10 protein-coding genes are annotated in these 14217 nt (G+C 63.8%); 3 read left to right on the plus strand and 7 right to left on the minus strand.

The window, feature by feature from the left end:
* Nucleotides 1–55: 55 nt before the first annotated feature.
* Entirely contained in the window at nucleotides 56–1813 is a 1758-nt protein-coding gene (locus KTJ77_RS08355) for a proline--tRNA ligase (protein WP_217337941.1), read from the minus strand.
* Nucleotides 1814–1889: 76 nt separating this feature from the next.
* On the opposite strand from KTJ77_RS08355, the gene pcp reads away from it, so the two are divergent.
* Entirely contained in the window at nucleotides 1890–2519 is a 630-nt protein-coding gene (gene pcp / locus KTJ77_RS08360) for a pyroglutamyl-peptidase I (RefSeq protein ID WP_217337942.1), read from the plus strand.
* 7 nt (nucleotides 2520–2526) lie between these two features.
* On the opposite strand, the gene KTJ77_RS08365 is transcribed toward pcp, so the two are convergent.
* The 4 genes from KTJ77_RS08365 to ispG form a co-directional block, all read right to left on the minus strand.
* A complete protein-coding gene (locus tag KTJ77_RS08365) occupies nucleotides 2527–3387 on the minus strand; it encodes a hypothetical protein (protein ID WP_217337943.1) in 861 nt (286 codons plus the stop codon).
* A 110-nt stretch (nucleotides 3388–3497) separates the two neighbouring features.
* Nucleotides 3498–4910: a Re/Si-specific NAD(P)(+) transhydrogenase subunit beta gene (gene pntB / locus KTJ77_RS08370; protein WP_367948870.1), complete on the minus strand. Its 1413-nt coding sequence runs from the start codon at nucleotides 4908–4910 to the stop codon at nucleotides 3498–3500.
* Nucleotides 4911–4940: 30 nt separating this feature from the next.
* Complete coding sequence (locus KTJ77_RS08375) at nucleotides 4941–6485, minus strand: Re/Si-specific NAD(P)(+) transhydrogenase subunit alpha (RefSeq protein WP_217337944.1); 1545 nt, start codon at nucleotides 6483–6485, stop codon at nucleotides 4941–4943.
* A gap of 297 nt (nucleotides 6486–6782) precedes the next feature.
* On the minus strand, nucleotides 6783–7913 hold the full coding sequence (gene ispG / locus KTJ77_RS08380) for a flavodoxin-dependent (E)-4-hydroxy-3-methylbut-2-enyl-diphosphate synthase (protein ID WP_217338409.1): 1131 nt from the start codon (nucleotides 7911–7913) through the stop codon (nucleotides 6783–6785).
* A 245-nt stretch (nucleotides 7914–8158) separates the two neighbouring features.
* Here ispG and KTJ77_RS08385 point away from each other — a divergent pair, with 245 nt between their 5' ends.
* The gene (locus tag KTJ77_RS08385; protein WP_217337945.1) at nucleotides 8159–10021 is read left to right on the plus strand and encodes a chorismate-binding protein; all 1863 of its coding nucleotides are present in this window, start codon (nucleotides 8159–8161) and stop codon (nucleotides 10019–10021) included.
* Nucleotides 10022–10058: 37 nt separating this feature from the next.
* Here KTJ77_RS08385 and KTJ77_RS08390 read toward each other — a convergent pair whose 3' ends face one another.
* The gene (locus KTJ77_RS08390) at nucleotides 10059–11396 is read right to left on the minus strand and encodes a site-2 protease family protein (RefSeq protein ID WP_217337946.1); all 1338 of its coding nucleotides are present in this window, start codon (nucleotides 11394–11396) and stop codon (nucleotides 10059–10061) included.
* Nucleotides 11397–11455: 59 nt separating this feature from the next.
* On the opposite strand from KTJ77_RS08390, the gene KTJ77_RS08395 reads away from it, so the two are divergent.
* Complete coding sequence (locus tag KTJ77_RS08395; protein ID WP_217337947.1) at nucleotides 11456–13078, plus strand: Mur ligase family protein; 1623 nt, start codon at nucleotides 11456–11458, stop codon at nucleotides 13076–13078.
* Nucleotides 13079–13106: 28 nt separating this feature from the next.
* On the opposite strand, the gene dxr is transcribed toward KTJ77_RS08395, so the two are convergent.
* On the minus strand, nucleotides 13107–14192 hold the full coding sequence (dxr, locus tag KTJ77_RS08400) for a 1-deoxy-D-xylulose-5-phosphate reductoisomerase (RefSeq protein ID WP_217337948.1): 1086 nt from the start codon (nucleotides 14190–14192) through the stop codon (nucleotides 13107–13109).
* Nucleotides 14193–14217 lie beyond the last annotated feature (25 nt).

Raw genomic sequence — 14217 nt, forward strand, 5'->3', positions numbered from 1 at the left:
GGGAATGAGAAAAGGGCGGTGTCAGCATGAGCTGACACCGCCCTTTTCAGACCTACTAAGCCCCGAACTGTGCGAGGGCTTCAGCCACCGGCATCGGCGTCTTGACGCCGGTGCGGCGGTCCCAGACCTCGACCTCACGGTCAGCCGCACCGCGGCCGACGATGATGATGTGGGGCACACCGAGCAGCTCGGCGTCGCCGAACTTCACACCGGGTGAGACCTTGCCAGCGCGGTCATCGATAAGCACTTCGCGGCCAGCGCCCTCGAGCGCAGCGGCAACTTCTTCGGCCAGTTCGAACGCCAGCGCGTCACGACCGGTCGCAACAACCTGCACGTCGAACGGCGCGATCGACTCGGGCCAAATCAGGCCGCGGTCGTCGTGGTTGAGCTCTGCCAGCACCGCGAGAATACGCGTTACGCCGATACCGTACGAACCCATCGTGACGGTCGTCAGCTTGCCGTTCTCGTCGAGCACCTTGAGGCCCAGCGATTCGGCGTACTTGCGGCCGAGCTGGAAGACGTGACCGATCTCCATGCCACGCTGCAGCGTGACGGGGCCGGAACCATCGGGAGCTTCGTCGCCTTCGCGCACGCTGGCGATTTCAACGATGCCGTCGGCGGCGAAGTCACGACCGGCAACCAGCGAGTGCACGTGCTTCTCGTCGATGTTGGCACCCGTGATCCAGGTGGTTCCCGGGGCCACACGCGGGTCAAGGAAGTAGCGGATGTTCGTCGCAGACTCCTCACCGAGCAGCGCGCCCTGCGGCGTCCACGGGCCGATGTAGCCCTTGACCAGCAGCGGGTTCTTCGCGAAGTCAGCGTCAGTAGCCTGCTCGACCTCGGCGGGTGCGAAGGCAACCTCGGCACGCTTTTCGTCAACCTCACGGTCACCGGGAATACCGACGATAACGATCTCGCGCGTGCCATCGAGGTGCGTGAGTGCCAGCACGACGTTCTTCAGCGTGTCAGCAGCCGTGTAGGTTCCGTCAAGCACCGTGTTGGTGTGTGCGACGAGCGTCTCAATCGACGGCGTGTTGGGCGAGTCGTAAATGACCGGCTCAGGCAGGCCCTCAATCGAACGGGGCTCGGGTGCGAGCGTCGCAAATGCCTCAACGTTGGCGGCGTAGCCACCGGCAGAGCGCACGTAGGTGTCTTCACCGATCGCGGTCGGGTGCAAGAACTCTTCTGAACGCGAACCACCCATGGCACCAGCGTCAGCCTGCACGATCGCGTACTCGATGCCGAGACGCTGGAAGATGCGCTCGTAGGCGTCACGCTGAGCCTGGTATGACGCGTCAAGGCCCGCGTCTGACGAGTCAAACGAGTAGGCGTCCTTCATCGTGAATTCGCGGCCACGCAGGAGGCCAGCACGCGGACGAGCCTCGTCGCGGTACTTGTCTTGGATCTGATAGATCGTCAGCGGCAGGTCTTTGTACGACGAGTACAGGTCTTTCACCATCAGGGTGAAGGCCTCTTCGTGCGTCGGCGCGAGCAGATAGTCGGCGCCCTTGCGGTCTTGCAGGCGGAACAGTGCGTCGCCGTACTCTTCCCACCGACCCGTCGCTTCGTACATGTCACGCGGGAGCAGCGCCGGGAAGTGCACCTCAAAGGCACCGGCGGCGGCCATCTCCTCGCGGATGATGTTCTCCAGCTTGCCCTTCACCCGAAGGCCAAGCGGCAGCCACGCAAAAATGCCTGGCGCCTGTCGACGGATGTAGCCGGCGCGCACAAGAAGCTTGTGCGAGATGGCTTCTGCGTCAGCAGGATCTTCACGGAGGGTGCGGACAAAGTAATTAGAGAGTCGTGTTACCACCCCTCAATTCTAGGGCGCGCGGTCGCATCAGCCGAACGCGTAGCCTGAATACGACGAGATTGTGAAAGGTTCTGACGTGACGACGATCCTGCTGACCGGCTTTGAGCCCTTCGGAAACGACACCGAAAACCCATCTGGCGATGCGGTTCGGCTTGTCGCCGAGACCTGGCAGGGGCCGGAACAATTGGTCACCGCCGTCCTTCCGGTCACCTTTGCTGGCGCCGGGGCGCAGCTTCGCGAGCTCATCGCCGAGCACTCCCCTGACCTCATCATGGCGACGGGTCTTGCAGGCAACCGCGCCGCCCTCAGCTTCGAACGCGTTGCCCTGAACCTCCGCGACGCGCGCATCCCCGACAACGCGGGCGATCAGCCGGTCGACACCCCCGTGGTTCCGGATGCCGCGAGCGCCCTCTTCGCGACGCTCCCCGTCAAGGCGATGACGCGCGCGGTCGCCGACGCGGGCGTGCCAGCCGAGCTGTCGCTCAGCGCCGGAACCTTTGTCTGCAATGACGTCATGTTCCAGGCGATCGATGCCGCCGGCCACGCCCGCGCTGGCTTCATTCATGTGCCATGGGCCGACGGACAAAAGCCCGCTCCAACGCCGACTCTGCCGTTGGCAGATATCGCATGCGGTATCGAGGTGGCCATTCGCACGGCTGTGGGAACCACCGATGACCTCGCCGTCGCGGGCGGAACCATCAGTTGAGAACGGCTTAGTCGGCCGCCGGAACCACGGTGGTCGTCATAACCAGGAGCTGCGGGTCGGTGAGATCGAGGGCGACCGTGATCTTCTCGAACACATCGAGGCTGTCGACGTGTGTGCCACCGCAGAGGAAGTGCGCTTCTCCTGCCGGCAATGCGCAATGCCATGTGCGACGGTCGGCGATCGTGTCACCTTCGGTTTCGATCCAGGAGCGGCCGGATGAAGCCACCCATGCGGCGAGGAGGTCGTTGATGCGTGCGTCGCGGTCGGCAAGCGACGCCGCCAGGTCATCGGGACGGAAGCCCGCCTTACGCAGGCTCTTGCCGAGGCGATAGGTGTCGACGCTGCCATCAGGGTGAATCTGGCTCGATGCTCCCGCGCGTGCTTCGAAGTTCGGGCTGCCGAGTGGGTCCACCCCGGGATCCTTATGCCACAGGTCAGCGAGCGCGGCATCAAGGGCAAGGGAGGCGAGGTGGCACGCGGTGTGTCCGCGGCTCAGCCCGGCACGCAGCTCTGCGTCAACGGATGCCTGCACCATGGTTCCAGCCGGCCATGCGACGGGCTCAGCGATGAGGTGGCCAACGTGCCAATCCCAGCCGTCGGTTCCACGCTTGACCGGAATATCTTCGCCAACCGCGAGCACACCCGCGTCATCAATGGCCACCATCACGGTGCTGAAAACGCGCACTGTGGTTCCGTCGGCGCTCAGCGTTCCGGTGTCTCCTGGCTGATCCGGCCAGGTGTGATCGACCGGATGAAACGGTGTCTGCGCGAGGATCACGACGGATCCGTTGCCGAGCGCTCGCACATCGGCGACGGTGGTTTCTTCAATGAGAGCGCCGGAAGGAAACGTGACGGTGGTGGGTTGCATGCGTCCATCTTCACACTACGCGCGCCATCGGGGAACAAAGGAAGGGCCGCTCCCCCGTGCCTGGTGGAGCGGCCCAGACCAAGCCTGCTGCGCTTGGTCGGTCTGTGTGCTTAGAGTGCGCGCAGGATGTCTTCGACGCGCGCCTTAGCGTCGCCGAACAGCATCGAGGCGTTCTCGCGGAAGAACAGCGGGTTCTGCACGCCCGCGTAACCGGCGGCCATCGAACGCTTGAACACGATCACGTTCTTGGCTTCCCACACGCGCAGCACCGGCATACCCGCAATCGGGCTCGACGGGTCTTCTGCGGCGGCGGGGTTGATCGTGTCGTTGGCGCCGATAACGAGCACGACGTCGGTGTCAGCCAGGTCGTCGTTGATCTCGTCCATTTCCAGCACGATGTCGTAAGGAACCTTCGCCTCGGCGAGGAGCACGTTCATGTGACCGGGCAGACGCCCAGCAACCGGGTGAATACCGAAGCGCACGTTGATGCCCTGATCGCGCAGCTTCTGCGTGAGCTCGGCGACCGGGTACTGTGCTTGCGCGACAGCCATGCCGTAGCCAGGCGTGATGACGACGGAAGACGCACCCTTGAGCATCGCGGCGGCGTCGTCGACGCTCACTTCGCGGTGTTCGCCGGTCTCCTCTTCGCCGTCCTTCTTGGGAGCTGCGATACCGAAGCCACCGGCGATGACGGAGATGAAGGAGCGGTTCATGGCCTTGCACATGATGTACGACAGGTATGCACCACTGGAACCAACGAGGGCACCGGTGACGATGAGCAGGTCGTTGTTGAGCAAGAAACCAGCGGCAGCTGCTGCCCAACCGGAGTACGAGTTCAGCATCGACACGACGACGGGCATGTCGCCGCCACCGATCGAGGCGACCAGGTGCCAACCCAGGGCGAGTGCCAGCACCGTGACAACGATGAGGAGCACGAGCGACGGGTCGATGACGTACCACACGGTGAGCGCGATGAAAGCGACCAGGGCACCGACGTTGAGCACGTTCTTGCCAGGCAGCATGAGCGGCTTGGACGACATCCGTCCGGAGAGCTTGCCGAACGCAACGATGGAACCGGTGAAGGTGACGGCACCGATGAAGACACCAATGAAGACTTCAGCGTGGTGGATATCGCGTAGCGCACCGGTGTAGTGCGGCGGCTGCAGGTGGCCGTTCCAGCCCACGATGACGGCGGCAAGACCGACAAAGCTGTGCAGCAGCGCGATGAGCTCGGGCATGCCCGTCATCTCGACGACGCGTGCACGCCAGAGGCCGATGATCGCACCAACGACGATGGCTGCAACAAGCAGTCCGATGCCGAGGATCGAGGGGTTTTCCGTCTGGAAGGACACCCACATGGTGGCGGCCAGAGCCAGCGCCATACCGATGATGCCGAAGCGCACACCGTTCTTGGCGGTCTCGTGCTTGCTGAGGCCAGCAAGGCTAAGGATGAAGAGTAGGGCGGCAACGATGTACGCGGCACCCGCGACGGCTGCGGCCGTCGAAGACAGGGATTCAAACACGAAAGTATTCCTTGTTCTGGCGGTGCCGGGTTAGCGCTCTGAGCGGGGGTCGCGGGAGAACATTGCGAGCATGCGCCGCGTCACCGCGAAGCCACCGAAGATGTTGATACTGGCCAACAGCACGGCTGTCGCCGCCAGAATCTGCACCAGCAGGTCGTCGGTATTGAGCTGCGTGATCGCACCGACCACGATGATGCCGCTGATCGCGTTGGTGACACTCATGAGCGGCGTGTGCAGGGCGTGCGCGACCTTGCCGATCACGTAGAAGCCGATGACTACCGAGAGCATCAGCACGGTGAAGTGCTGCGGCAACGGTGCGGGCGCAAACGCGTTCACGAGGAACAGCGCGGCAATACCTGCGGCGATGAAGCCGGTCTTTGCGCCTGCGCTCATCGTCTTCTTGACGGCAGCGGCCGGAACCTCGGTGGCTGCTGCAGCAGCAGGTGCGGCCGACACGTTGACGGGCGGCGGCGGGAACGTCACGGCACCGTCGCGGGTGACCGTCACGTTGCGCTGAACGACGTCGTCCCAATCAAGCGTGAGCTGACCGTCCTTAGCGGGCGTCAGCAGCTTCATCAGGTTGACGAGGTTCGTGCCGTACAGCTGCGAGGCCTGGGTAGGCAGGCGGCCGGCAAGATCCGTGTAGCCGAGGATGATGACGCCATTTTCGGTGACAACCTTCTCGCCTGCCACCGATCCCACGACGTTTCCGCCGGAGCCAGCAGCCATATCGACGATGACGGAACCAGACTTCATCGATGCGACATCGGCTGCGGTGATCAGCACGGGAGCGGCACGCCCCGGGATCTGCGCCGTGGTGATGATGATGTCAACATCAGCGGCCTGCTCGGAGTACAGCTCCGCAGCACGACGGTCATACGCCTCGCTCGTCGCCTTCGCGTAGCCATCGGTGGACTGCTCCACCTCAACTTCGACGGGCAGGTAGGTGCCACCGATGGACTTGACCTGGTCGGCGACCTCGGGGCGCGGGTCGGTGGCGCGCACAATGGCGCCGAGGCTCGATGCGGCACCAATCGCGGCAAGACCGGCAACGCCGGCGCCGGCGACGAGCACCTTGGCGGGCGGAACCTTGCCAGCAGCGGTGACCTGGCCGGTGAAGAAGCGTCCGAACTCGTGCGCTGCTTCCACGACGGCGCGGTAGCCGGCGATGTTGGCCATCGAGCTCAGCACGTCCATCGACTGGGCGCGCGAAATACGGGGAACGGAGTCCATCGCGAGAGCGGTGACACCGCGAGCGGCGAGGGCCGCGAGGAGTTCGGGGCTGAGCGCTGGCGCCAGGATGCCGACGAAGACAGCGCCGGCACGCATCTGGTCAATCTGCGCCTGCTCGGGAGCGGCGACGGCAAGCACGATGTCAGCACCCCACGCATCAGCCGCAGACACGATGCGCGCGCCAGCCTTCTCGTAGGCGGCGTTAGCGAAGCTCGAGCGCTCCCCTGCACCGTCGGCCACGGATACGTCGTATCCGAGACCGGCCAACTGGGTCACCGTAGCGGGCGTGGCGGAGACACGTGTCTCTGCGGGCCCCTCGGCAACAATGCCGATGATTGCCATGTTCTCTCCATCTCCGCAGCACTGCGGACGAACGATTCGCCTTCGCGAAATTCAACAGGGCGCCGGAGCGCCGCACAACGCCTTGTAGGCGCGGTACCCGGAAATCCGGGCGAATGTCGCTGGGGATGGAGCGACTCTGGGAACAGTAGCCGCTTTTCCGGTCAGAAATCCTCGATTAATGACCATTTTGAGAAATAAGTTCCCTAATTCTTTCGGAAATGGAAATATAACCAAGCGAGCGCTTGGTTGCGATCAGGGAATGTCGTCGGAACGAGCCACTCGCTCGACGGAGGGCGATTAGCCCGTCACGACCTGCGCGGTTCCGATCGACGCGTCTGGGCCCATTTCGTCGGCAATACGACGGGCCTCTTCGATGAGGGTGGCAACGATCTCAGACTCGGGAACCGTCTTGATGACTTCGCCCTTCACAAAGATCTGTCCCTTGCCGTTGCCGCTGGCAACACCCAGATCAGCTTCGCGAGCCTCGCCCGGGCCATTGACAACGCAACCCATCACGGCCACGCGAAGCGGAACCGTGACATCCTTCAGACCTTCGGTCACCTGATCGGCGAGCGTGTAGACGTCGACCTGGGCGCGACCACACGATGGGCACGACACGATCTCCAGCTTGCGCTCGCGCAGGTTGAGCGACTGCAAGATCTGCAGACCGACCTTGACCTCTTCTGCGGGCGGCGCAGACAGCGAAACACGGATCGTGTCTCCGATGCCCTCGGCCAGCAGAATGCCGAACGCGGTAGCCGACTTGATTGTGCCTTGGAAGGCGGGGCCCGCTTCGGTGACACCGAGGTGCAGCGGCCAGTCGCCCCGCTCAGCAAGCTGACGATAGGCCTTGACCATCACAATGGGGTCGTTGTGCTTGACCGAAATCTTGAAGTCGTGGAAGTCGTGCTCTTCAAATAGCGATGCTTCCCATACGGCGCTCTCCACGAGAGCCTCAGGCGTCGCCTTGCCGTACTTCTCCAGCAGGCGACGGTCAAGCGAACCCGCGTTGACTCCGATGCGCAACGACACACCCGCGTCTTTTGCGGCCTTCGCGATCGCGCCGACCTGGTCATCAAACTTGCGAATATTGCCGGGGTTCACGCGAACGGCAGCACACCCCGCATCGATCGCCTGGAAGACATACTTCGGCTGGAAGTGAATGTCAGCGATCACCGGAATCTGGCTCTTCTTCGCGATGATGTGCAGCACATCAGCGTCGTCCTGGCTGGGAACAGCCACGCGCACGATCTCGCAGCCAGACGCCGTGAGTTCGGCAATCTGCTGCAGGGTGGCGTTGATATCGGTGGTCGGCGTCGTCGTCATCGACTGCACGCTCACCGGGGCGTCGCCGCCGACAAGAACCTTGCCCACGCGAATCTGACGTGACTTACGTCGGGGCGCAAGAATTTCACGGGCGGTGGGGATTCCGAGATTAACTGCTGGCACGTGACCAGCCTACGCCGAACCGGGTGAGTGAGCGCTGAACAACGCTGAGCAATGCGTCGTCTTATTGGCACGGCGACCCGCATTCCTCTGGTAATCTCGCCCCATGATCGCGAACCTTTCCTGGTGGCCCGCCTCCTAGGCGGTGCGTTCGCGATTCTTCGAAGAGACCGTCCCCAATGGGCGGTTTTTTTGTCTATGCCGCCGTGAACAGGAGCAAGAAATTCATGTCTGGCCTGATGAACGCCCTCCCCGTCGACGCGCCGTTTGTGCTGTTGGCGCGGCAGGGGTCTGACGATGTTGAACTTCTCACTGGCGACGTTGTCGACGTCGATCTCCTCGGCGACATTCCGCTGACGGCAGCAGACGGGACCATGCGGCAAGTGTTCGCGATGGTTCCGTACCGCCAAGTGCGTGAACGCGGTTTCGAGGCGCACGATGACGGGGCGCCGCTGCGATGCCTCCTTGTTGCTGACCACCAGCACTTCGGCCGCGCCGATGCCCTCGAGAACCTGCCGACCGCACCGATCGCCCTCACCGACGCGGGCTTCGACATTTCGGATGAGGATTACGGCGACATCGTGCGTCAGGTGATTCGCGACGAAATTGGTCGTGGCGAAGGCGCCAACTTCGTCATCCGTCGCGACTATATTGCCGGTGTCGAAGCCGACCCCCGCATCGCGGCGCTCACCTGGTTCCATGCTCTTCTTGAACACGAGCGCGGCGCCTACTGGACCTTCGCTGTCGTCACCGACGACTACATCGCCGTCGGCGCCAGCCCCGAAGCACACGTGTCATCGCAGGGTGGCGTGGTGACCATGAACCCCATTTCGGGCACCTTCCGGCACCCCGCGGGCGGCGCGACGAAGGAAACCCTCTCCGAGTTCCTGCGCTCCACGAAAGAGACAGAAGAGCTCTTCATGGTCGTCGACGAAGAGCTGAAGATGATGAGCGCCATCTGCAGCGACGGTGGCCGCATCACCGGGCCACACCTCAAGGAGATGTCGCGCCTGACGCACACCGAATACATGTTGCGTGGCTCCAGTCGCCTGGACCCGCGCGATGTGCTGCGCGAAACGATGTTTGCGCCGACGGTTACCGGCTCGCCGATGCAAAATGCGTGCGCCGTTATTCGCCGCCACGAAACCTCGCCGCGCGGGTACTACTCGGGAGTCGCCGCACTCTTTACCCCCAATGCCGAGGGCGGGCACGACCTAGACGCGCCGATTCTAATTCGCACCGCCTACATTCAAAACGGCCGCCTGCGGGTACCCGTCGGTGCAACACTCGTGCGCCACTCCTCCCCCGAGGGGGAGGTCAGCGAAACGCATGGCAAGGCTGCCGGTGTGCTCGGCGCGATTGGCGCGATCGCCCGCGACACCCCCGTCGACCCTGATCAGCCAGCCGAGCGCCCGTCGCTCGCCGCTGACCCGGAGATCGCGGAGCTTCTCGAATCGCGCAACGAGCGGTTGGCACCGTTCTGGTTGAACGCGCAGTCGGCGGCTGGCGGTTCTTTCACCGGAACCTCGGTGCTGGTTGTCGACGCAGAAGACCGCTTCACGACGATGCTGGGTCACCAGTTGCACCACCTCGGCCTCGACGTCACGATCACGCCGTGGAGCGACGTCACTGACGACGCTGTGCGGGCAGCCGATCTCGTCGTTTCCGGTCCCGGCCCCGGCGACCCGCGCGATGGTTCCAGCCCTCGCATTCAGCGCATGCGCGAGGTTGTTGCGTTGCGCCGCGCCGAGGGTGCGCCGCTCGTCGCGGTGTGCCTCAGCCACCAGATTCTTGCCGACCAACTCGGCATCGATCTCGCACCGCTCGCGTCGCCCCACCAGGGCGTGCAGAAGAGCGTTGATGTGTTCGGTGAGCAGGCCACGATTGGCTTCTACAACACCTTCACCGCACGCGTCGCCCCGGGCACCGCGACGGTCGGCGACATTTCGGTGTCGGCCGATACCGCGACCGGTGATGTGTATGCGCTGCGCGGCCCGAAGGTCGCCTCCGTGCAGGGACACGTGGAATCGATCCTGTCGAAGGACGGCATCCACACGCTCGCACGTCTCGTGCGCTCAGCCCTCGCGTAACTGTTGGGGCGCCGATGAGGGCGCCCCAACAGCCTGCTTAAAACAGCTGAACCGGGTTGACGATGTCGGCGATGAGCAGCAGCGCTCCCATGCCGACGAGTGCGATCACGACAACGAAGGTGAGCGGAACCAGCTTGGTGGCGTCCACCGGCTTGGGCGCAGGGCGGCGGAACAGTTTCGCCCACCCGCGCTTAATCGCGTCCCAGAGCGCCACGACAACGTGACCGCCGTCGAGCGGCAGCAGTGGGATCAGGTTGAACACGAACAGCGCAATGTTCAGCGATGCCACCAGGCTCAGCACACCGGCAACACGCGTGGCAATCGGCGCATCGATCGCAGCAACTTCACCCGCAATGCGACCAACGCCAACAACACTGATCGGGCCGTTCGGGTCGCGCTCTGAGCCGGTCACGAGATCAACGGCCGTGTTGTAGAGCTTTACGGGCAACTCGACCATGATGCCGGCGACGGCGCCGACGTTCGAGACGGTCTGCTCAACGCCCGCCGAAAGCGGCTGCTTCGTGAGCACCTGTGTCGGCCCGAAGCCAACGAATCCGACGTCAACCATCTGCGTGGTTCCGTCTTCAGCCGTCACGATATTTCCGTCTGCATCAATCGCGGGGCGCTGCGCCAACATGGGCGTCACGATCAGGGTGAGCTGTTCCGCATCCTCGCTTGTGCTTGCGGGGCGCGTGACGCTGAACTCCAGGTCGGTGCCGGGGTTGTCACGAATGATCGTGGAAATTTCAACAAAGGTGGAAACCGGCTCGCCGTCGATCGCGGTGATCGTGTCGCCTGGCAACAGGCCGGCAGCCGCGGCGGGGGAAGCCGGGTCGCTCGGTGTGCACTCGGTCTGCGTGGACGATGCCGGGATGACGCACTCGTTGATCGTGGCGACGGTGTTGCTGGATTGTTGAATGCCGATGCCGCTCAGGATGACCGTGAACAAGACGCCAGCGAACAGCAGGTTCATCAGCGGGCCGCCCAGCATGATGATGACGCGCTTGTAGGTCGGCAGTTTGTAGAAAACCCGATCTTCGTCGGCGCCGATGGTCTCGTCGTTGGCGTCACGAGCGTCTTGCACCATGGTGCGGAAGAAGCCACCGCCGGCTTTTCCGGTCTTCGCGTCGCCAGCAGCCGGTGGATACATGCCCGCCATGGAGATGTATCCGCCCAGCGGAATCGCCTTAAAGCCGTACTCGGTCTCGCCGATTTTCTTCGACCACAGGGTCGGGCCGAACCCGATCATGTACTGCCCGACACGCACGTTGAAGAGCTTCGCGGGCGCCAAGTGCCCGATCTCATGCAGAGCGATGGATACGGCGAGTCCAACGACAATCACGAGGATGCCGATAATGAAGGCGAGCACAGTCACACGCCGAGGCTACAACGCTCACCTTTGTGACAGCCGCAAGGTGGGATGATTGATACGACATGTCTACCGACACCCCTACTTCGAACCTGCCTCCCGTCCTGCGCCCGGAAAACCCACCGCAGCAGGACCTCGGAGCCTTCGCCGAGCGTTTCGCCATCCGCACGATCGGCGACCTTGCCGACCGCACATTCTCCGGGCTGACCTTGGCCACGGCGGATCTGCGCTCAGGCGAGATCTTTGTTGCCATCAACGGCGTGAATGCGCACGGTGCATCATTCGCTCAGCGTGCCGCCGACACCGGCGCGATCGCTGTCGTGACCGATGAGGCCGGTGCCAGCATTGCCGCACCGAGCGGCCTCCCGATTCTCGTCGTGGATGACCCGCGGGCACTTCTCGGCGACATGAGCGCCTGGGTTTACGGTACGGGCGCGGATGACGCATTGCCTGTGCTGTTGGGAACCACCGGAACCAATGGCAAGACGAGCGTGTCACACCTGTTGGAGGGGATCCTGCGTCAGCTGGGCGTCACCTCCGGTCTGTCGTCAACCGCCGAACGCCACATCGCCGGACAGGTCATCGTGTCACGTTTGACGACACCCGAGGCGAGCGAAATGCATGCACTGCTCGCGCTCATGCGGGAGCGTCACGTTGAAGCTGTCGCCGTCGAAGTCTCGGCACAAGCGCTCAGCCGCCACCGCGTCGACGGCCTCATGTTCGATGTCGCCGGGTTCACCAACCTCAGCCACGATCACCTCGATGACTATGCCGACATGGAGGAGTACTTCGAAGCCAAGCTGGCGCTCTTCCACGCAGATCGCTCACATCGCGGCGTCGTCAGCCTTGACTCCGCGGCCGGAGCCGAAGTTGTTGCGCGCTCCGAGGTTCCGGTCGTCACCGTCGGCACCCCCCTCATCGCCGCCGACCCCGACGCTGCGCGTGCCGCACACTGGGTTGTCGATATCGTCGCTGAGCACCAGCAGGGCACGACCTTCACCCTCACGGCACGCGACGGTCGCTCACTGACCACCGTTGTTCCGGTTATTGGGCCACACATGGCGGCGAACGCGGGTCTTGCCATCGTGATGCTGTTGGAAGCCGGTTACGACTGGGATCGCATTGTGGCGGCCCTGCAGCGTGACGGCCGCATCACGGCGTACCTCCCCGGACGCACCGAGCTCGTTTCTGGCACCACCGGCCCCGCCGTCTACGTTGACTTTGGCCACTCCCCCGATGCTTTCGAAAAGACCCTCGCGGCCGTGCGCCGGGTGACACCCGGCCGTGTGCTTATGCTGTTTGGCGCTGACGGTGACCGCGATGCAACCAAACGTCTCGACATGGGTCGCGCCGGCGTGCTCGGTAGCGACATTCTGGTGATCACCGACCATCACCCCCGGTTCGAAGACCCGACGAGCATTCGGGCGACCCTCATTGCAGGTGCCCGGCTTGCACAGCCGGACGCCGAGATTCATGAGTTCTCACCCCCGGAAGACGCGATCATTGCGGCCGTCGGTATGGTCGGCGAGGGCGACGCGATCCTGTGGGCCGGCCCCGGTCATCAGGATTATCGTGACATCCGCGGTGTCCGCACCCCCTACTCGGCCCGCGAGTTGGCGCGACGAGCGTTGCGCGACGCGGGGTGGCCCGTTGGTGAACCCACGTGGCCCGTCCCCTACCAGGACTAACGCTGGCTACGGCTCGGCAGGCCAGGCGTTACCCGCGAGCGGCGATACGCTCATCGGCGGCGCGTCGGGCCCAGGATTCCGTTTCGGCGAGGCTTTCGCGCGTGAGTTCGTCTGGCGCCTCGTGCGCATCGACAACGGCCGCAATGGTATCGACGATGTCGAGGAACCCAATCCTCCCGGCGTGAAAAGCGTGCACCGCTTGCTCGTTTGCCGCGTTGTACACCGCAGGGAAGGTTCCGCCTGCGCGTCCGACGTCCTTCGCAAGGGCGACGGCTGGGAAGGTTTCGTGATCGAGCGGTTCAAACGTCCACTGCGTGGCCTTGGTCCAGTCAAGCGGAGTACCGACACCGCTGATCCGGGTCGGCCAGTCCAATCCGAGTGCAATCGGCAGGCGCATGTCGGGTGGTGAGGCCTGGGCCATCGTGGAGCCATCTGCGTACTCGACCATCGAGTGCACGATTGACTGCGGATGCACGACAACCTCGATCTTGCCGTATGACACGTTGAACAGCAGGTGAGCCTCGATGACTTCGAGGCCCTTGTTGACGAGCGTCGCGGAGTTTGTCGTCACGACCTTGCCCATATCCCACGTCGGGTGTGCGAGCGCCTGCTGCGGGGTCACCGTGGCAAGTTGCTCGCGCGTGTAACCGCGAAACGGACCGCCAGAAGCCGTCACGACAAGGCGACGCACGTCGGAGGGCAGGTTGCCCTTTAGGGCCTGCGCGAGGGCGGAGTGTTCGCTGTCAACCGGTACGATCTGCCCTGGCTCCGCAAGAGCGGTGACGAGATCGCCGCCGACGATGAGAGATTCCTTGTTTGCCAAGGCGAGAGTCTTGCCCGTTTCGAGCGCAGCAAGGGTCGGCCCGAGACCCACGGAACCGGTGATGCCGTTGATGACAACATCGGCATCCACGTCGCGGATGAGCTGTTCGGCGTCAACCGCACCGAGTGCGGTATCTTCAACACCGAACTCGTCTGCTTGCGCGCGAACGCCCGCTGCGTTGCTTCCGGCTGCCAGACCCACGACGTCAAAGCGCCCCGGATTGGAGCGAATGACGTCGAGGGCCTGCGTGCCGATAGAGCCAGTGGAACCGAGAATGATGACGCGACGCATGTCGCCCACCCTACGCGGCTGAGGC

Origin of the sequence: Microbacterium sp. NC79 (genome assembly GCF_019061125.1) — a bacterium.
In the GTDB taxonomy this organism is placed as follows: domain Bacteria; phylum Actinomycetota; class Actinomycetes; order Actinomycetales; family Microbacteriaceae; genus Microbacterium.

Excerpts from the sequence above, each read along its gene's own strand:
- KTJ77_RS08365 (WP_217337943.1), bottom strand. The coding sequence starts at position 3,387 with ATGCAACCCACCACCGTCACGTTTCCTTCCGGCGCTCTCATTGAAGAA.
- KTJ77_RS08375 (WP_217337944.1), bottom strand. The coding sequence starts at position 6,485 with ATGGCAATCATCGGCATTGTTGCCGAGGGGCCCGCAGAGACACGTGTC.
- KTJ77_RS08385 (WP_217337945.1), top strand. The coding sequence starts at position 8,159 with ATGTCTGGCCTGATGAACGCCCTCCCCGTCGACGCGCCGTTTGTGCTG.
- KTJ77_RS08395 (WP_217337947.1), top strand. The coding sequence starts at position 11,456 with ATGTCTACCGACACCCCTACTTCGAACCTGCCTCCCGTCCTGCGCCCG.
- dxr (WP_217337948.1), bottom strand. The coding sequence starts at position 14,192 with ATGCGTCGCGTCATCATTCTCGGTTCCACTGGCTCTATCGGCACGCAG.